This is a genomic window from Mesorhizobium sp. WSM4847 (assembly GCF_055811335.1).
The window spans coordinates 322,319-341,208 of sequence record NZ_JBVVPY010000004.1 but is presented as its reverse complement, the minus strand read 5'-3'; the positions used below and the strand labels follow the sequence as shown (position 1 = coordinate 341,208).

General features: G+C 60.4%; 17 protein-coding genes. 8 read left to right on the top strand and 9 right to left on the bottom strand.

Features of this window, described 5'->3' with window-relative positions; translation table 11 throughout:
- The first annotated feature begins 273 nt into the window (after window positions 1-273).
- Window positions 274-2,145 (top strand): adenylate/guanylate cyclase domain-containing protein, encoded by a 1,872-nt coding sequence (locus tag AC0L28_RS08005; RefSeq protein WP_027152114.1) that lies wholly within the window; start codon window positions 274-276, stop codon window positions 2,143-2,145.
- Window positions 2,146-2,327: 182 nt separating this feature from the next.
- Here the strand turns inward: AC0L28_RS08005 and AC0L28_RS08000 are convergent, their stop codons facing one another.
- From AC0L28_RS08000 to AC0L28_RS07990, 3 genes are all read right to left on the bottom strand, one after another.
- The gene (locus AC0L28_RS08000) at window positions 2,328-3,581 is read right to left on the bottom strand and encodes a DUF5996 family protein (RefSeq protein ID WP_027152113.1); all 1,254 of its coding nucleotides are present in this window, start codon (window positions 3,579-3,581) and stop codon (window positions 2,328-2,330) included.
- A 128-nt stretch (window positions 3,582-3,709) separates the two neighbouring features.
- Window positions 3,710-4,645 (bottom strand): pirin family protein, encoded by a 936-nt coding sequence (locus AC0L28_RS07995; RefSeq protein ID WP_473476623.1) that lies wholly within the window; start codon window positions 4,643-4,645, stop codon window positions 3,710-3,712.
- A gap of 270 nt (window positions 4,646-4,915) precedes the next feature.
- Window positions 4,916-5,809: a LysR family transcriptional regulator gene (locus AC0L28_RS07990; protein WP_473476620.1), complete on the bottom strand. Its 894-nt coding sequence runs from the start codon at window positions 5,807-5,809 to the stop codon at window positions 4,916-4,918.
- A 155-nt stretch (window positions 5,810-5,964) separates the two neighbouring features.
- On the opposite strand from AC0L28_RS07990, the gene AC0L28_RS07985 reads away from it, so the two are divergent.
- On the top strand, window positions 5,965-6,615 hold the full coding sequence (locus tag AC0L28_RS07985; protein WP_027152110.1) for a hydrolase: 651 nt from the start codon (window positions 5,965-5,967) through the stop codon (window positions 6,613-6,615).
- A 765-nt stretch (window positions 6,616-7,380) separates the two neighbouring features.
- Here AC0L28_RS07985 and AC0L28_RS07980 read toward each other — a convergent pair.
- From AC0L28_RS07980 to AC0L28_RS07955, 6 genes are all read right to left on the bottom strand, one after another.
- Window positions 7,381-8,181, bottom strand: a complete 801-nt coding sequence (locus tag AC0L28_RS07980) for an SMI1/KNR4 family protein (protein WP_198032607.1) — start codon at window positions 8,179-8,181, stop codon at window positions 7,381-7,383.
- A gap of 538 nt (window positions 8,182-8,719) precedes the next feature.
- Window positions 8,720-9,244: a prepilin peptidase gene (locus AC0L28_RS07975; RefSeq protein WP_027152108.1), complete on the bottom strand. Its 525-nt coding sequence runs from the start codon at window positions 9,242-9,244 to the stop codon at window positions 8,720-8,722.
- A gap of 9 nt (window positions 9,245-9,253) precedes the next feature.
- Window positions 9,254-9,799, bottom strand: coding sequence for a tetratricopeptide repeat protein (locus AC0L28_RS07970; protein ID WP_036261694.1), 546 nt, complete (start codon window positions 9,797-9,799; stop codon window positions 9,254-9,256).
- A gap of 54 nt (window positions 9,800-9,853) precedes the next feature.
- Window positions 9,854-10,804, bottom strand: a complete 951-nt coding sequence (locus AC0L28_RS07965; RefSeq protein WP_027152106.1) for a type II secretion system F family protein — start codon at window positions 10,802-10,804, stop codon at window positions 9,854-9,856.
- A 17-nt stretch (window positions 10,805-10,821) separates the two neighbouring features.
- Window positions 10,822-11,793 (bottom strand): type II secretion system F family protein, encoded by a 972-nt coding sequence (locus AC0L28_RS07960; protein ID WP_027152105.1) that lies wholly within the window; start codon window positions 11,791-11,793, stop codon window positions 10,822-10,824.
- Window positions 11,793-13,178, bottom strand: coding sequence for a CpaF family protein (locus tag AC0L28_RS07955; RefSeq protein WP_473476616.1), 1,386 nt, complete (start codon window positions 13,176-13,178; stop codon window positions 11,793-11,795). The genes AC0L28_RS07960 and AC0L28_RS07955 overlap by 1 nt, the downstream gene beginning before the upstream one ends.
- Before the next feature lie 528 nt (window positions 13,179-13,706).
- On the opposite strand from AC0L28_RS07955, the gene AC0L28_RS07950 reads away from it, so the two are divergent.
- From AC0L28_RS07950 to AC0L28_RS07925, 6 genes are all read left to right on the top strand, one after another.
- On the top strand, window positions 13,707-13,925 hold the full coding sequence (locus AC0L28_RS07950) for a Flp family type IVb pilin (protein WP_027152103.1): 219 nt from the start codon (window positions 13,707-13,709) through the stop codon (window positions 13,923-13,925).
- A gap of 102 nt (window positions 13,926-14,027) precedes the next feature.
- On the top strand, window positions 14,028-15,068 hold the full coding sequence (gene cpaB / locus AC0L28_RS07945) for a Flp pilus assembly protein CpaB (RefSeq protein WP_027152102.1): 1,041 nt from the start codon (window positions 14,028-14,030) through the stop codon (window positions 15,066-15,068).
- 44 nt (window positions 15,069-15,112) lie between these two features.
- Window positions 15,113-16,561 (top strand): type II and III secretion system protein family protein, encoded by a 1,449-nt coding sequence (locus AC0L28_RS07940; protein ID WP_027152101.1) that lies wholly within the window; start codon window positions 15,113-15,115, stop codon window positions 16,559-16,561.
- Between the two features lie 4 nt (window positions 16,562-16,565).
- Complete coding sequence (locus AC0L28_RS07935; RefSeq protein WP_027152100.1) at window positions 16,566-16,835, top strand: hypothetical protein; 270 nt, start codon at window positions 16,566-16,568, stop codon at window positions 16,833-16,835.
- A 54-nt stretch (window positions 16,836-16,889) separates the two neighbouring features.
- Entirely contained in the window at window positions 16,890-18,386 is a 1,497-nt protein-coding gene (locus AC0L28_RS07930; RefSeq protein WP_027152099.1) for a TadE/TadG family type IV pilus assembly protein, read from the top strand.
- A gap of 7 nt (window positions 18,387-18,393) precedes the next feature.
- Complete coding sequence (locus AC0L28_RS07925; RefSeq protein WP_027152098.1) at window positions 18,394-18,885, top strand: TadE/TadG family type IV pilus assembly protein; 492 nt, start codon at window positions 18,394-18,396, stop codon at window positions 18,883-18,885.
- Window positions 18,886-18,890 lie beyond the last annotated feature (5 nt).

Here is an 18,890-nt window from a genome sequence, read left to right as displayed (position 1 = left end):
GCGAATAACGTCCCTTGCCTACCCGGAGCCCGACCAGCGTAGGCGCAATAATTGCCTGACCAGCATGCCCAACGCCGCTTCGGATGCGGGGACGGCTCCGCGCGAAGCGGATGATGGCTGACGAAGGTCAGAACGGTATAGGCCACAATGGTCACGCATTTGTGAGCTGTATGATAAGCGTATTCGGGATTATGGGTCTAATCTTGAAGCGTGCGTCGTCTTAAGTGTCACTAGTAATAGTCCCTGCAGGACCGCCGCTCAGGAATAATGCTGATGGAACGCAAGCTCGCGGCAATCATGGCCGCCGATATCGTCGGCTACAGCCTGCTGATGGCTGAAAACGAGGCTTCCACCTACACGAAGCTGCGCGCTGTTTTTGATGAGCTCATTGACCCGACCACTGCCCGCCATGGCGGGCGCATCGTAAAGACGGCGGGAGACGGCTTTCTCGCCATGTTTCCAAGCGTCAACGAAGCAGTTGATGCGGCGCTGGCCATACAGGAAGGCTTCGACAAGGGCCCGTTCGAGCTGCGCATCGGCATCAATCTTGGCGATGTCATCGAAGATGACGGCGACGTATACGGCGACGGCGTCAATGTGGCCGCCCGGCTTGAGGCCATGTGCGATCCGGGGCAGATATTCGTCAGCGGCGCCGTGGTGATGGCGGCCGACCGCAACAGCGCTGACAGGTTCGTCCGCATCGGCCGCAGGCGGGCCAAGAACATTCCCGAACTTCTCAACGTCTACCGCGTAAGGCGCGTGGGCTCTGCCTGGTCGCCATGGCGGCAGCTGCCGCAGGTGCTGCGCGGCACCGCCGCACGCTGGTCTTATGGCGCGGCCGCCATAGCCCTCATCCTCATCGGCACCCAAATCCAGCCGCTCCCCCTGGCAGCCATGGTCAGCCGCATCCCGGCTGTCTTGTCGATGGACCAGGGCCGCGCCGACCCCCGGCCGTCAGTGGCGGTCATGCCTTTTGCCGCGATGAGCGGCAGCGGCGAGCAATCGTATTTCGCCGACGGACTGGCCGAGGATGTGACGACAGCCCTTGCCCGCAATTCAGAGCTACAGGTAATCGCGCGCGATTCCACCTACGCCGTGCACGGGCAGGGTACCGACGTGCGCAAGCTCGGGGCGAAGCTCGGCGTTGATTATGTGGTTGAAGGCAGCGCCCGCCGTGAAGGCGATCAGCTTCGCGTGTCGGCGCAGCTGATCGATGTAAAGACAGGCGCGCATCTGTGGTCGCGCAGTTTTGACCGGCAGGTCGCCGACGTGTTCACCGTCCAGAGCGAGCTGACCACTGAAATCGTCGCGCAGATCGCGCCCTATATCGGCAGGAGCGAGGCGGCGGCGGCAGCGGAACGCCCGACCGACAATCTGCAGGCCTATGACCTCGTGCTGCAGGCCCGCAACCGCTACCGGCACGGCGGCGATGACCCGCAGGACATTCTGGAGGCGCGGGGCCTCTACCAGCGCGCCCTTGAAATGGACCCGTCCTATGCGGCCGCCCGCGCAGGCCTCGCGCTGACCTTTATCGCCAGCGTGGCGCAGAGCGGTGACGGCCGGGAAAACGCACCGGAACTCCATCTTGGGCTTAGCGAAGCTCGGCAGGCGGTCCGTCTCGACCCCAATCTTGGCCTTGGCTATCAGGTCATCAGCTTCGGGCTTGCCCTGCAGGGCGACTATTCAGGCGGCTTGCAGGCCGCGCGGCGCGCTGTCGAGCTCAACCCTAACGATCCCGACAGCATGATGGCGCTTGCAAAGGCGCAGGTTCGCTTCGGGCAATATGATGATGCCGTCGCCAACGCAGAGCGGGCCCGCCGCCTTCATCCTATGGCGCCCGAGTACTACGCCTATGTGCACGGGCAGGCGCTCTACGCGGCTGACCGCCGCGATGAGGCTTCCTCCGTCATAGAAGAATGCCTGATCCGGGCGCCGCGCGATGCAAACTGCCTTCTGATTCAGGCCGCTTTGCAGAGCGGGGGCGGCGAGGTCGAGGCAGCCCAGCAGACGATGGCAAAGCTGGTCGAGGCGCATCCGGCATTCTCGCTGGAAGCAGAGCGCACTTACCGCCGGTTCGGTGACAGGCCGCTGATGGAAGAGTTCCTGCAGGACCTCGCAAAGGCGAAGGCCCCTGAATCCGCCTGAAAGTTTTTTACAGAGCGACTTCAATCATATAGCGGTGCCGGTTTCATTCTCTTCGGCGCGCCAATTTTTGCCATTCCACGACGCCAACACCGAAATTGCCGCCAGTCGCCGCCGGAACTACGTCCGCCGCTTACGGTGGCAGGAGCCGGTGCGTCGGCGGGGCGGAGGGAGTTACGCGCAGCCTATGACCGACGCAGCACGTCCTGCCATTCGACATGACGGTCGATCTGCGCTTTTGCGAACGGACAAAGCGGAATGATGGCGACCCCTTCGCGCCGGGCATCCTCGACCGCCTGGCGTACCAGTCGCTCGCCGACCTTGCGGCCGCGCAACGCCGCTGGAACTTCGGTATGGTCGATGATGATCAACCCTTCGCCGGCCCGGCTATAGGTCATCTCAGCTTCGACGCCGTCGACGAGCATCCGGTAGCGTCCCTTCGATGCGGTATCCTCCCGCTCGACCTTTTCGACGGTCAAGGGAGAGGCAGGATCCGGCTGCTCGGCATCATGCGGCCGCACCTCACCCCGCCGCCCCGGCATGCAGTCCAGCAGGTCGCGGTCCCATCTTCCGAGATCGGCCGCAGCGTCGTAGGTCGAGACAAGAAACTCCATAAGCGCCGCGTCGGGATTTGCAGCCGACCGAACGGCATCGTACGGCAGGATGAATTCCGATAGGCCCTCATGCCAGAACGCGCCCTCGGGCCGGACCGACGCGCCCCGGAAGCCACTCGGCGCCGGATAGGCGTAGGCGTAGAAGGCGGGGTAATCGATGCCGCCACCGCCGGGCCAGAAACCTGCTGAGGAGACCTCGCGGTCGTAGGCTTCCTGTGCCACATCGTTGGGCAATGAAGGAATGCCGCCGGGATGGAGAGGCGCGCGCCGCCCTGAAAAGCGGGTGACGGCCAGGTCAAAACTGCCCCAGAACAGGTGAACCGGACTGGCCTTGCCAAGAAAGGAGGTCCGGAACCGATTGAATATCCTGTCGACCGCCACCGATGCGTGATGGAAGCGCTGAACGGCTTCCCGGTCATAGGGCCGGTCGCGATGATCTTCGGTGAACGGCACGGGGTGGGGCACCTCGTTCGGATTGCCGTTAAAGGTCGGCGTGCCTCCAAGTTCGGAAATCAACTGCACGAAATTGGCGTGGAACGCCGCGACTGTGGATGGCCAGAGCGCAAACGATGCCTTGCGACCATTGCCGCATGTGCCGACAACCATATGGTCCCGAAGATCGAAGAGGATCTCAATGCCTGGGCCGTCGGGGATCGGCGAGGAGGTCAGGCCGAGCGGTGTGACATAGAAGGTCGCGTTCCAGGAATGGTTGAGCCACGGGGTATGAGCAAGGCGATATTTCCCGGCGATCTGCAAATAGAGATGCAGGGCCGAACACGTCTCGCGCCAGCCGAGGTAGTCCAGGTGGGGCCACTTGTTGCTCATTCTGCTTTCTCCATTCAGAACACACCCGGCATGCGACGCGTCATCTCGTCTGAACCGCCCGGGTCCGTGCCCAGGCGACCTCCTTCCTGGCGCCGGCCAGTCTTAGCACCGGTCAGTCTTAGCACCGGTCAGTCCGGTAGGGGAATGTACTCATCTCGGTCATCGATCGGGAGATCGAAACGTCCCTTGCCCCAGTCCTCGGCGCGCCATTCGGCCTTCGCTTCTTCGATGCGGTCCTTCGAGGAGGCGACGAAGTTCCACCAGATATAGCGCGGTCCGCTGAGCGTTGCGCCGCCGAGAATCATCAACCGTGCACCTTGGCCGCCGGCCGCGACCGTGATCCTGTCGCCGGGACGGAAGACCATCATCCGACCTGCCTCGAAAACCTGGCCGGCGATCGAGATCGAACCTTCGGCGATGTAGATTCCCCTGTCTTCGTGATCGTCCGGCATCGGCAACCGGCTTCCGGCGTCGAGCTTCACGTCGGCATAGAACGTCTCCGAGTACATTGTCGCGGGGGCCTTCTCACCATAGGCCTCCCCGAGGATCAGCCGGACCGAGACGCCGCGATCCACGATCGCCGGCAGCGCCTCCTGGCCATAATGCTCGAACATGGGCGCCATGTCCTCGTGGCTGTCGGGCAGCGCGACCCAGGTCTGTATTCCGAACAGGCTGTTCGGACCGCTCCGGGCGGCCGAGGAAGTGCGCTCTGAATGGGTCACGCCGCGCCCGGCGACCATCCAGTTCAATTCGCCGGAATGGATGATCTGGTCTGCCCCGGTGCTGTCCCGGTGATGGAAGTCGCCGCGAAAGAGGTACGTGACAGTGCCAAGACCGATATGCGGATACGGCCGGACGTCGACGCCTTGCCCGGTCAGCAGTTCGGCCGGGCCGGCCTGATCGAAGAGGATGAACGGTCCGACCATCTGCCGCTTGGGTGCGGGCAGAGCGCGCCGAACCTCGAAGCCGCCCAGGTCTCGAGCGCGCGGGACGATGAGCGTTTCGATCGCGTCGAGGCCAACCTCATCGGGACAGCCCGGTTCGATTGCCGGGTTCCAACTCATGCGCCTCATCCTCTCTTGGGTTTTCGGGAGGCCTCGCCCTTGCCGATGCGAACGCCCGATTGCGATCAATCCGGACCGTGCGAGCGGGAAGAGCGCTTTCGGCCCGACGAATGCCTAAACTGGCGAGCGACCGTCTGCCCAACTAGTCCTGTGATACGTCAAGCTGTGTCGCAGCAAGTGGAACGTGCGGGCAATGTCGTCGAGCTCAGCGGCTCGCAGCAGAGCGACCGTCGAACGCAATTCTCTAATAAGGCTTCGCCCGTTCGTGTTTTAACGGTCGAGACCCCAAACGTCCGGATTTCGTGCGAAGTACTCGATCAGCATCTCGGTGAGCACCCGGACTTTCCGTGTCGGGTGCTTACCCGGCGGTCGGACGACATAGGCGCCTGCCGAAGGTGGCGGATAGCGTGTCATAATCGGAACGAGCGCTCCGGAGGTCACATGGTCATACGTGATGCAATCAGGGAGCCAAGCGATGCCGAGCCCTGCCACTGCGGCGGCGGCAAGCGCCGTAGCGTTATCCGCCTTGAATCTGCCCTGCGGCTGAACCGTGACGATCTTGTCGCCATCCATGAACTGCCAGGCTTCTGTCCCTTGCATGAGGGCCTGATGGGTGACGAGCTCATCCGGCGTCTGAGGTGAACCGTTTGCTCTGATATAATCCGGGCTTGCGACGAGCTTTCCATAGATCGGTCCGATGCGCTTCGCGATCAGGTTGGAGTCCTGAAGGTACCCGACCCGGATCGCGCAGTCGAAACCCTCTGCGATGAGATCGACGAAGCGATCGCTGTAGGAGGTATGGATGTGGAGCTGCGGGTGGTGTTGCGCCATTTCCGCAAGCACGGGGGCGAAGTGGGTCGGGCCGAAAGTAAGTGGCATGGCAACCCGCAGGCGGCCGCGCAGCTCACCGGCTGGGAGGATGGTTTCCCTGGCAGTGTCGATCTCGGCGCTGGCTCGGGCCGCATGATCCCTGAAGGTGATCCCCGCTTCCGTAAGCGCGGCGCCGCGGGTCGTGCGGGCAAGAAGCTGGACGCCAAGCTCCGCTTCAACCCGAAAGAGCCGCCGACTGACGATTGACTTGGAGACGCCGAGCCGGCGCGCGGCGGCCGATACGCCCCCTGCATCGGCCACTGCAACGAATGTCTGTAGATCTTCGATGTCCAATTCGGCGTTCCTCGTTTCGCGACACAGCTTGCCTGACTATGGCACTACCCCATCACCCAAAGGAACAGCAAATTGCGGCAAGGCAACGTCGCCCGCCGGCGCATGTTTCCCCGTGAACCCATTGCCGTCCACAACGGCAGAGAAAGGAAGTCTTGATGACCCCCCGTAACGGCCTTGATTCGCTTCTTCGTCCCGAAGACTCGGTCCTCGTTCTGATCGACCACCAGCCTTACCAGCTCACGAACCTGAACAGCCACGACCCGCATATGGCGGTCAACAATGCTACGGGTCTGGCGAAGGCCGCCAAGGCATTTAGCGTACCGACCATCCTCACGAGCGTGCTCGCTGACCGAGGCGGGCTCATCTTTCCGCAGATCACCGACGTCTTCCCCGGCCAGGAGGTGATCGACCGGATGCTTATCAACACCTGGGAAGACCAGAAGGTCGTCGACGCGGTCAAGAAGACCGGCCGCAAGCAGTTGATCATCGCCGGTCTGTTCACGGAGATCTGCGTCGCGATGCCGGCGATTCAGGCTGCCGGCGAAGGATGGGACGTCACGGTCATCACGGACGCCTGCGGCGGCGTGTCGGCTGAAGCCCATGAGGTGGCGATCCAGCGCATGATCGCGGCCGGCTGCAACATGATAACGTGGATGGCGCTCGCGTGCGAATGGCAGCGCGACTACACGAGGGCCGAGACCCTGCCTGCATTGATCGAGCTCCTCAAGGATCACATGGCCGGCAGCGGCATGGCGTACCTGTGGGAGCAGCAGCTGCTCAACACGCCGGTGCCGAGCGAAGGCTGATCCGGGCCGGGATGGCGAGCATTTCGGTGAGCGTCGGGCCGCGGCCCGGGTTGCGCCGATGCCGATAAGCGCTCGAATTTTAAAATGCCGGATACCGACGCGTTGTAGGTCAGGCGAGACAGCGCTCCAGCAACTAACCATCGGCTCTCGCCGCTTTGGATAGGCATCAGTTCGCAAACTGTCATCGAGGCAGCCCGTTGAACTCACAGCGAGATTTGATCCGGGATCGCTACCATTGCGCCAGAATTTGGTAATCAGAACGTCAAAAAAAATCTGGCGGCGGGAGCCTGTTCGCTCACACCCCCCGGAATTTGGCGGTCCCGATCAGCCGGTGGTTCGCCTTGAGTCAGTGCCGCGATAAGCAGAGAACAATCCAATTCCTCAGGGAACGAAAACCTTAGGTCACTCTGAGTGGCCATACGAAGCGACCTCAATCTTGCTGTCTTCGCGGCGCGTTCGGCGCGCTCAGCCTCAGCCATCACCTTCGCGGAGCGATTGATTTTCCTATTTTCCAGCCAACACATCTGTTCGGTCCCGCAAGAAATTTCTTCTCGGACGCTTCCCGTAGTTTCCGGGCGGATTTGCGCGACCAAAGGCCAGTTCGGATCCGATTCCGCCTTTCCTCTTGCCGAGCCTTTTTCGCGCCGGTACGCCTTCATGCCCTGACTCAATTGCGATTGTCGCCCTTCGTTGTGATGAAGTCGCTTCGATCGGTGACGCGCCATGCCTATCCCGCTTCGCAGTGCGTCACCGAAATACGTGCCGTCATAGGAAGGGGCCAGGTGCGCCCAGAAGGCTTCGTGCGCCTTCGTGGAAGTCGTTTGATGGGGGGGCTTTCAATCGGAACCGGCGCAGCACTGGCTCTTCCGCCGCTTCCAATCTGAAATTGCCGCTTTCCAGCAGGCCGGCGATCCACTCGAGGAACTTGCCAAGGGTTTCCGCAAGCACCGCTTTCAGGTCTTGGTCGCGCCCAAAGAGGATGACCTGGCCGACGCGACCGCTGGGCCACGGATCGAAATCGAGACCGATATGATTGCCTGAGCCATCATGGGTCAGCGGTATCCAGCGCGGATTGATATAGGCCGGGTCAACCGCGTGTTCAGGCCACGCCCCTCCGGGAATTTCATAGCGATTGCCGCCGAAATCGGCGAGCACATCGACCCAGGCTTTCCATTGCGCCCCTGCCTGATGCAGCGGCAGCAGCGGATGCCCATAGATATGGCCCCGACTGTCGTCGTTTTCGCCGTCGTGCCATCGGTATAGGTCGCGATAGGCGCGCGGCATCTTGAGGCCGATCAGGCGCTCGAACGCATCCAGTTGCGCGTCCGTGGCCGGCGGATTGAACACATATTTGTCTGGCGGCAGATGAGCAGCATACCAGGCATCAAGGCGCGCAAGCACCGGCGCGATATCTTCCTCCAGCAACGGCTTCGCCTGTCCCGGCGGCCGTTTGGGACGGCTGGTTTCGGCCATGGGGGATTTTGTCCTGATTTGCCGCATTGCGCACATGGTAGGAAGCAGCCCCGCAAGGCTCAGGGCTCCGAAGATAGACGCACCGATCAGCACATTGCGCCTGCTCCGATCCATCACGGACATTCCGGCGCGATTGATCGGCGCCGCCACACAAGCCCTGAAGGCATCGCAGGTCTCGGCCCGAATTCGTTTGCCGCCATCAGACGAAGTCCGAGTCTGGCGGGTAACGGTTGTCCATGATTACCTTCATAGCAGACACTTATACCAGAGATCACCAATAGCGACTCATAGCCCCTTCTTTGATTTGGTATAAGCAGTTAGCGCAACCCGGCGCGCGAGGAGATAAAGGCGCTTGTCGGCGCACTTATTGGGCGCTGGAGGCCTGTCCTGCTGGCGGCCATCTTCACTGATCTGCGCGCCTCAGAGCTGCGCGGGGTGCCATATTTATGCCCCTTGGGAAAACTCATTTAACAAGACCGTCGTTCCCTAGCGGTTAACGTGAGACGGTCTTTGGGCGTCATTGAACGGAACCTACTGCTCATCGACCTCAACACTGGCGTCTGACGCGAGCCGCTTGGGAACATAGACGCCCGAGATGTACAGCCAAGCAGTTGCGGCAATTCCTGTCTGGTCAGATCGCCGGACCAGGATGGGGCATCAAGGTGACGTAGATCTGAAACGCTATCGTGCAGATCGCTGCGAGCGAGATTGGCACGCCAAACGGCACAACGCCCTTGCGGTCCAGGTGCTGAACGTACAGGCGGAAGGCGCCCGCGGGCAGCATGAACGGATTTTTCACGATCAACGCCGTGGCGAGGGCGAAAACCAGCAGCAGGACGGAAAATACGACGAGGCCGCTGCCGCCGATCAGTAACGGCACCACCGCCATCAGCTTGACATCGCCGGCCCCGACCTTGCGCAGGGCCCAGAACGGAAACAGCGCAACAAACAGCAAAAGACCGGCGAGCGCGCTCAGGCTCATGTCCCACCACGACCCGGATTGCACCGATAGGAGCTGCAGCGAGCCCAAACCCAGGCAAAGCAGCAGCAGCACATTCTGGTTGGATATCTTCTGGGTGGTGAAGTCGAGCCAGGCGATCCTTGCCAGCAAAGGAATGGCTAGCCCCTTCAGCAGCAGCGATGCGGCAAGCAACATGTCGTCGCCTTACCGCTCGAGATTCTTCACGCTGGACGACAGCAGCTTCAGATTGTTGGCCACGGTCGGATCGTTGGGCGCCAGCTCATAGGCCTTGAGGAAACTGCTGCGCGCGTCCTGCAGCTTGCCGCGCAATAGATTGGAATAGCCGACATTGTTGTAATATTCGGGCGTCCCGCCGACCAGCCGGAACGCCTGGCGATAGGCGTGGTCGGAGAGGTCGAAGCGGCGAATCCGATCGCTGGAGGCGGCCAGGCCCATCCAGGCAACGCCATCATTGGGCGCCAGTTGCGTCGCCTTGTAGAACAGGGCGCCGGCATTGCCGTAGTTTTCTGCGCGGAACTGGTTCTTGGCTTCGGCAACAGCCTGGTCCGAGGCATAATATTCGACGTCGCTGACCGTCTTCAGCCCGTCGAAGGCATCGCCAAAGGCTGTCACATCACCTTTCGAGGGCTCGTTGGTACGGACGACGCCGCTGGTATCAGCCGTCTGACAGCCGGAAAGCACGATAAGCAGCAAACCGGCTACGGCCGCGAGGCGCATTGGCCCTGTCATTTTGTCCCTCAAAGAGTTCCCCGACTCTGTATTTCGACCAAAGCACAGACGTGCCTAGAAGAAAACACCCCTCATTCGAATGATCACCGGCAACATGATGATCATCATCACCACCGGGAAGATGCACAGTCCCAACGGAATCATCATTTTGACCGGCAGCGAATTGGCACGCTCCTCGGCACTCAGAATTCTCTGGCTGCGCATTTCGTCGCTATAGACGCGTAAAGCCTCGGTCAGGCTGGTGCCGAGTTCTTCCGATTGCCGAAACAGCACTGCCAAAGCTCGCGCCTCGTCAAGTCCGACGCGGTCAGCGAGTTCGCGCAGTGCTTCCCGCAACGGCTTGCCGGCCCGCAATTGCAGCGTCATGATCGACAGTTGAATGCCTAGCCATTTGTGGGTGCCGGCCAGTTCCTGGCTTACGCGCTCGACCGCAGCCTCCAGGCTCATACCGGCGTCGGCACAGGTTATCATCATGTCCATGAAATCGGGAAAACCGCGGCGGTAGACCTGCTTTTGCCCTTTCTCGAAGCGATCGAGCATGACGCTTGGAACCACGAGGCAGGCGAGCCCGAACAAGGCGGAACCGATCAAGGCTACCAAACTGGGGAGTTGCGGTGGGAGCACCCGGGACAAAAGCGCATAGGCGGCCAGAAAGCCGACACAGACCGCAGCCAGCCGCGACAACGTGTAAATGAGCGGAGCGCTCGATTGATAAAAGCCGGCGCGGAAGAGCTTCGCGTCCAAGGCGCTGGGCTGGTCCCGTTCCTTCTCTATCGATCGAAAATAGGCATCGACCGGCCGCTGCGCTGCGATCCTGGCAAGCTGTTCCTGTCCAACAAGCGAACGCCGATCGGCAATACCTTCGGCCATCAGGCTTTGCGCGACCAGCTTTCGCGTCTGCAGCGCCGGCAAAAGGACGAGGGAGCCGAACAGGAACAGAGCCACCGCCGCGACGAAGACGGCAATGGAGACCAGAACGCTGAGATCCTGAATAGTCGAAAACAAGATTATGTCTCGCCCTGTCAGAAGTCGAAATTGACCATTCGATACATGATGAAGTCACCGAACAGCGCCCATGTCCCGAAAATCAGGAACACAGGAAGGATGATCGGATCGCCCCAGACGGTGCCGTAGTAGGCCGGGGCAACAAGCTGGAGTATCAGGAAGATCACGATCGGGAACAGCGAGATGATCCATGCCGATACACGGCCCTCGGCCGAAAGCGCCCTGATCTTCATCCTGAGTTTTTGCCTTTCGCGCAGCACTGACGAAAGGTTGGACAGAATTCCGGTCAAATTGCCGCCAGTTTTGGCCTGGATCGACAGCGACACCGACAACAGATGAAGGCCCTCAAAGCCGACACGTTGCGAAAGTTTCCGCACCGCTTGTTCCATGCTGAGACCAAAGGTGATCTCGTCTGACACGATGCCGAATTCGGTACCGAGTGGGTCGGGCATTTCGCGGGCGACGAGACCAACAGCCACCGAAGCCGGGTGTCCGGCTCGCAATGAACGAACGATCATGTCAAGCGCATCCGGGAGTTGTTTCGCGAATTTCTGAATTCGCCTGCTCCGTGCTCGCCGGAGAACGAGAAGCGGCAGCACAAATCCAACCACCAGAAAAACAACAAGCGACACCAGGGTCGAAAAGCCTAAAAGGAACCACAGAAGCGACGCCAGCGCCAAACCCGCCAGGAGGAACTTCGCGGCGAAAGTCAGCGGGTTTCCGGTAATGCCGGACTGGGTATAGAGCCTGTTCAGCCCGATCAGGCCAAAGAGAAAGTCGCCCGAGTCCGTCAGCCCGCGTTCGCGCAGCAATCCTTGCAGGGTCCGTTCGGCTGGAACGTCGTCGGACAGCCGTTTCAGCCGATGGTTGATCGCGCCAATGCGTGCCCGGCTTTTGGCAAAGGAAAGATACATGGCCTCGCCGGCTAGAATAACCGATGCCGCCGCGAGCACATAAATGAAGTAGAGCAAAGTCTGACCGGTGGGCATCAGAGCGCAACCTGCGGGTTGAACGCGTCCTTGGCGAAGTGATGACCAAGGGTTGCCGCCTCCGGGGCAAAGCGTGGACGGACGCCGGTGGCGCGAAAATCACCAATGATCTTGCCTTCTGGCGTCACCTCGCGACGGACGAAGTTGTAGATTTCCTGGAGCTGGACGACATTGCCTTCCATCCCAGTCAGTTCCGATATGGAGACGACCCGCCTGCCGCCGTCCGCAAGACGCTGTGTCTGCACGATGATATCAATGGCCGATGCAATCTGCGCCCGGATGGACTCGTGGGTCATCGGCATGCCAGCCATGCCGACCATCTGCTCGAGGCGTGATATCGCGTCACGTGGCGTGTTGGCATGGATGGTTGTCATCGAGCCTTCGTGGCCGGTGTTCATGGCTTGCAGCATGTCGAAGGCCTCTTCACCGCGGACCTCACCGACAATGATACGGTCGGGCCGCATGCGGAGAGCGTTCTTGAGCAGTTCGCGCTGACGAACCTCGCCTTTTCCCTCGACATTGGGCGGACGCGTCTCCAGCCGGCCGACATGCGGCTGCTGCAGTTGCAGTTCCGCCGCGTCCTCGATGGTGATCAGGCGCTCCCTGGCCGGGATGTAGCTCGACAGCGCGTTGAGCAAGGTGGTCTTGCCGCTGCCGGTGCCGCCCGAAACCAGGATCGACTTGCGTGCCTGCACGGCAATGCGCAGCAGGTCGATCATCGGCTGGCGGATCGAATTAAACACCATCAGTCGTTCGAGCGAGTAGGGATTCTTCGAGAATTTGCGGATCGACACCAGCGGCCCATCGACCGAGATCGGCCGTACCGCGATGTTGACGCGCGAGCCGTCTTCCAGTCGCGCATCCACCATCGGCGCCGATTCATCGACGCGCCGGCCAATGGCAGAAACGATCTTGTTGATGACGCGCAGCAGATGCGCCTCGTCGCGAAAGCGGATCTCGGTCTCCTCGATCATGCCGCGCCGCTCGATGAAGACGCGCTTGTGGGTATTGATCAATATGTCGGTGATCGAGTCGTCCTTGAGCAGCGGCTCGATCGGCCCAAGGCCCAGCATCTCGTCGGCTGTCTCACTGGTCAGCCTGTCGAGCTCACGTGCGTTCAGCGGTACAGCGCGAGCACGAACGAACTCGCGAACGATTGGCCGGATTTCATTCAGGATCTCATCCTTCGATGCCGTTTCAAGCGCGGCAAGATTGAACCGGTCGATCAGATGACGGTGAAGCTCGACCTTGAGCGTCAGGAAATCGTCACCTTCCGATTCGATGTCGGCTGCAAGGGAAAGCGCCGCGACTGGCGAGGTCACGATCGGCTCAACCCTAGGCTCGACCCGCGGTTCGCTTGGCCCCTTGGTGAATCGGCCCAACATAACGCTTCTTCCCCCGTTTAATCCCCACGCTGAAACTAAGCGTTAACCACAGATGGCACAAGCGCCAGCCGCGCACCATGCAACTTAATACTTCAGACATAGTTAAGATCAAGGATCAGAAAACGCGACGTTTATTTGGTGAGCGGCGCTGTCCTAATGGAGTATGAGGGCTAGCTTTTCGATGCCGAGTGCTTTTTTTGTCACGAAGGCGCCATGGAACCCACGCAAACCCTTTAGATATAAAGGAATATGCACTACCGCTAATGCTGCCCCACTTCCGCCACACCCACGGCCAAATTATGAACGAATGGTTAAGATAGGTTGAAAAACGAGCCGAATCAATGTTTTGGTCCACTTGAGATCGGCAATATTCTTGCCCGGCCATGTATAGGAAAGTTAAGAAACCCTTAATCCCGTTTGACTCTGATTTTCGTCGGGACTTAGATCGAGATGACGGGGGATGCTTGGGTATGGATTTCATCCTTGGCTCGTCTCGTCGGGTTCAAACCTCCAAAGGGAGAAATTGGCATGAAGAAGCTCATGACGATGACCCGGCAGTTCCGCGACGACGAAAACGGCGCTGCCATGGTCGAATATTCCATCCTTCTCGGCATCATCGCGGTCGCCGTCGTTATGACGGTCATTGCGATCGGCGGCTGGGTCTCGGGCAGATTCACAGGCTTGTGCGATGCTCTCGACGACACCACTGTCGGCGGCTGTAATGCCGTGACTGGTGTCGGTTCCTGATTGCCTGATCACGCTCAGGCCCGGATCGTTCGATCCGGGCCTGAATCCGATCGCGACGGGCGAATTCCCGTAATGTAAGCTTGGGGCTTGGGGCTTGGGGCTATGCGCGCAAATACTGTCATCATGATCGTTCTCGCCGGCGTGTTCGGCGTGCTTGCGGTGGTTCTCATCAATGTCTGGCTGGCCAGCCAACGTAGCGCCATGGCGGAGGCGAACGGTGTCCAGCGTGACACGGTCGTGGTGGCGGCAGTGCCATTGAAATTCGGCGATACGCTATCGGCCGACAAATTACGCGAAATTGCATGGCCGGCGGGTGCCGTTCCAACCGGCGCGTTCAAGACAACTAAAGAGGCCCTGGCCGGCGAAGGCACGAGGCAGGCGCTGCAGGCGATCGGCGCCAATGAGCCCGTTCTCGCCACCAAGATTACCGGCCCCGGCCAGCGCGCCACGCTGTCGGCGGTGCTCGGCGAAGGCATGAAAGCCGTTTCCATCAGGGTCAACGACGTGCTCGGCGTCGCCGGGTTTGTCTTTCCCGGCGACCGGGTCGACGTGCTTTTGACGCGCACGGCGCGTGGCGAAGGCGGCGCGGACAGAAGTTTTGTCGACGTGTTGTTGCAGAGCATGAAGGTGCTCGCCGTCGACCAGGTCGCCGACGAGAGCACGGAGAGCCCGACTGTGGTGAAATCGGTGACGCTCGAGGCCAGTACCAGGGACGCCCAGAAGCTTACCCTGGCCGCCGGTGCCGGCCAGCTGTCCCTGGCGCTTCGTCAGGCAGCCGCCAGCGAGGGCGAGACGACCGAACGCGTCACGCTTTCCGACCTGACCGGCGACACGCCGGCCGACGTCGCCGCCAGACAGGCCGAACTCGCCAAGCAAGCAATAGCCGAGGCTGAGGCCGCAGCCGAGCGCAAGCGCGCAGACGACAAGATCAATGGGCTGACCCAGGCCGTGGAACGGGTGGGAAGCAGGCTCGACCTGTTGAGCAGCGCAAAACCTGTTCCGGCAGTGGCCTCAGCACCCCAGGTGCAAGAAGTGGTTAAGGAAGTCATCAAATATGTGCAGCCGGAGCCGCCGGCGCGTGCGACGATCGGCGTCTTTAGGGGTGTGAAGCTCGAATCCTACGACGTGCCGCGACAAAAATAACGCTAGGGTATTGCCGAACGATTCGGCAAGAGGGGGTAGTCTAGATGCGTATGTTCCGGGGACCACTGGCGGCTGCCGCGCTGGCCTGTTCGGTCATTTTACTGCCGATCGACCTTGCTGCTCATGCGGCCGACCGCAGGATCGATGTATCGAACCCCAGCGTCCACCGCATTTTCCTGCCCATGTCGCAGTCGGTGACAATCCAGGTGAACGCCACTCTCGGCGACATCGTCGTCGGCGACGAGAAGATCGCCGACGCCCAGCCAATGACCGACCGCACGCTCTATGTCATCGGCAAGAGCGCCGGCACCACCACCGTCAACCTGTTTTCAGAAGACAAGCGCTCGCTTGGCGTGATCCAGATCGAAGTTGGCGTCGACGTGAGCGACATGGCGCAAGCGATCCGGCAGGTCGCTCCCACGGCGCGCATCGATATCGGCTCGATCAATGGCAAGGTCAGGCTTGGCGGCCATGTCAAGGACGGCGCCACGCTGGCGGCGATCATGGAGGTCGCCCAGCAATATGGCCCCGACGCGATCATAAACGCAGTGACCGTCGACGACAGCCAGCAAGTAAATCTCGAAGTGCGGGTGCTGGAGGCCAAGCGCAATGCCGGCCGTGATCTTGGCGTCTCGATCAGGAGCACCAATGGCAGCGGCACGACCCGCACCGGGACGGGGATTGCCGCCGTCGATGAGGACAATGTGGTGCTGGGGCCGGGCGGTCTGCTTACCGGCCTTCTTTCGAACACCAACCCGTTCGCGGCGCTGATCACCCGCGTCATCGACAGCAACATCAAGGTCGACCTGATCATCGAGGCGCTCGAGGCCAAGGGCGTGGTGCGCACCCTTGCCGAACCCAACCTCACCACTCTTTCCGGTGAGGTTGCCAGCTTCAATGCCGGCGGCGAAGTACCTATCCGCGTCGACGACGGTGATGGCGAGATCAGCATCGAATACAAGCAGTTCGGCGTCAATCTGCTGTTCACGCCGGTCGTGCTCGCCAACGACAAGATCAACATCAGGTTGGCTCCGGAAGTCAGCGACCTCACCGGCTTCACCACCGCCGGTGACCCGATCTTCACCAACCGCAAGCTGTCTACCGTCGTCGAGTTGCGCGACGGCCAGAGCTTCGCGGTCGGCGGTCTTTTGTCCAGCAAGAACACCAAGATCCAGAGGCAGGTGCCGTGGCTCGGCCAGGTCCCGATCGTCGGGACGCTGTTCCGGAATTCAAGCAATCAGAAGGAAGAGACCGAACTGGTCGTGATCGTGACGCCGCGTATCGTGCGACCGGTAAAGCCTGGCGAGCAGCTGGCGACGCCGTTCGACAAGACACGGCCGGCCAACGATCCGGAACTGTTCCTGCTGGGCCAGTTGGAAGTGACCAAGGACATGGTGCGAAAATATGAACTCGGCCAAGGCGTGGTCGGTCCCTACGGCCACATGCTCGACCTCAAATCCAAGGACAAGATGCTCTATGTCAAAAAGAAATAGGATCTTGCTCATCCTCTTGTGCGCCGGCTCGCTGACGGGCTGCGCCGCCGACTACCTGAACAATTACGAAACGGTGACACTGGCTGCCGGGGACACGCAGAAATACAATTCGTTGCTGCAGACGGTCGATCCGCTCAATCCGGCGTCGAGGAACACGGCGATCGAAGGCGATGGCGCGCGCGCTGCCGCTGTTGCCCAGAGCTACAAATTTCCACCACCGCCACCGCCGCCGCCGGCCATCACGGTCAACGTCGGCAATACTGGGGTTGAATAGAAGGGTGCGGGTTCAGCGCCAGGCAAGGCGACTGGCGTCAGGGGAGTAAGGTCCATGCTGCGGTTTGTTCGCGCGTTCTGGCACGATGAGCGGGGAATAGCGATGATCCTCGTCGCCATCATGCTGCCGGTAATCGTCGGCTTTGCGCTGCTGGCCATCGACATGAGCCGGGCCAACGGCCTCCATAACGATCTACAGAAGGGTGTCGATGCGCTTGCGCTTGCCGCCGCGGCGGAACTCGACGGCAAATCGGATTCGATCACCCGAGCCAATCGGGCAGTCGCCAATCTCCTTACCAACGCCACAAAATTTTCGACCTCAGGCAATCACACGCTCGCCGCATCTGACGTGACGATAACGTACCTGACCGGGATACCTGCCAGCGACACCATAACGTTGAGTCCCGCCGGCGTCGACTCTAACGGCGTGAACTGGGCAAGCACCGATCCCAAAGCCGTGACATTCGCCGAAGTCACGGTGAAACCCTCTGGCATATCGGATGGTGCGGGTGCATTCGCGACGATCCTTCCTGCCAGCTTCATTGGTAGCAACGACACCATGGACCTGCAGCCACAGGCGGTGGCCGGGTTCACTCAGTCCATTTGCGAAACCGTGCCGATGTTCATGTGCAACCCGTTCGAGGGGGACGGGAAATCGATCCAGCAGGCTTTTGCGGAAGGGCTTACCTATAGCCGCGAATTTCGGATCCTGAAGGTCGACTCCAACCCGGGCCCGGGCAATTTCGGGTTGCTCGACAACAACCTGACGTCTCTACGGGACGCCTTCGCAATCGGGACAGCCGGCACATGCTATAATCTGGACGCACTCGAAACGAAGACTGGCGTCACTTTGGGCCAAGTCAATGCTGGCCTCAATGTTCGCTTCGACATCTATAGCAGTTCCCTGACAAAGGAGGATAAGAACCCGCTCTACCGCCCGGCCACAAACGTGCGTAAAGGCGCCAGCAAGACCAGCAATTGCAACAAGTTTTCCGCTGCGACAGATGGATCGGCGATGGGGTTCCCGCCTGGCGACAATTACGACAGTTCAACCGGGATGACGGATTCCACCTGGAATCGCTCTGACTACTGGAGCCTAAACCATAATGGTGCCGCTTATCCGTCGATCCCTAGTTCAAGCCATCCGACATCAACGTCGATGCTGGCATCCCGGTATGACGTCTACAAGTACGAAATCTCCAATAACATGGTGGGCGACGAGTCGCCGGCACCATCGAAGGAATCCGGCATCCCGGCCTGCTTCAAAGGCCCCGCGCCGACGCCCGATCCTGACCGCCGCCTGCTCAACATGGCCATCTTAAACTGCCAAGCTGATCAATCAAAAATCAATGGCCACACCGAACTACGACCTGACGCCTATGTAAGCGTATTCCTGACAAATCCAGTTGAAAAACAGGATAGCAGCAAGGACGATGAAGACTCTACCTCCCACGAAAAGCCCATAAGACTTGAAGTGGTGGACGTTGAGGGGCCGAAGGGCAACAACACCCTCGACAAGCTTCTGCGCAATGAAGCCCAACTATATCGGTAGGGCCGACATGACCAGGTTCGGCCACATCATCCGGCGGTTCCAAGGCGACGAGAATGGCGCCGCCTTGGTGGAGGTCGCGATCGCCGCACCATTCGTTTTGCTGTTATCGGCCGGCGTATTCGAATTCTCCAACATCCTGAACACGCGCTTGCTTCTCGAAGCAGGTGTGAAGGACGCAGCGCGCTACATGGCGCGCTGCAACGGCACTACCTGGGCCAATTGCGAGACCTATGGAAAGAACCTGGCGGTGAATGCTGCGATTACCGGCGGCAGCGCAAGAGTTTCGGGATGGAGCACATCCCAAGTCACGGTAAGTAAGAACTCTTACGCAGCAATCGACGGCAGCGGGAATGAACTTTATCTCAGCAGCACCGGCACGGTGGATGTGGTTCAGGTCAGCACTTCATTACCTTATACTGACGTCGGGCTGTGGGGTTACCTTGGCTTCGGTGCCCTTACCATAACTGTATCTCATCAGGAGCGTGTCTTCGGATGGTGATGGCT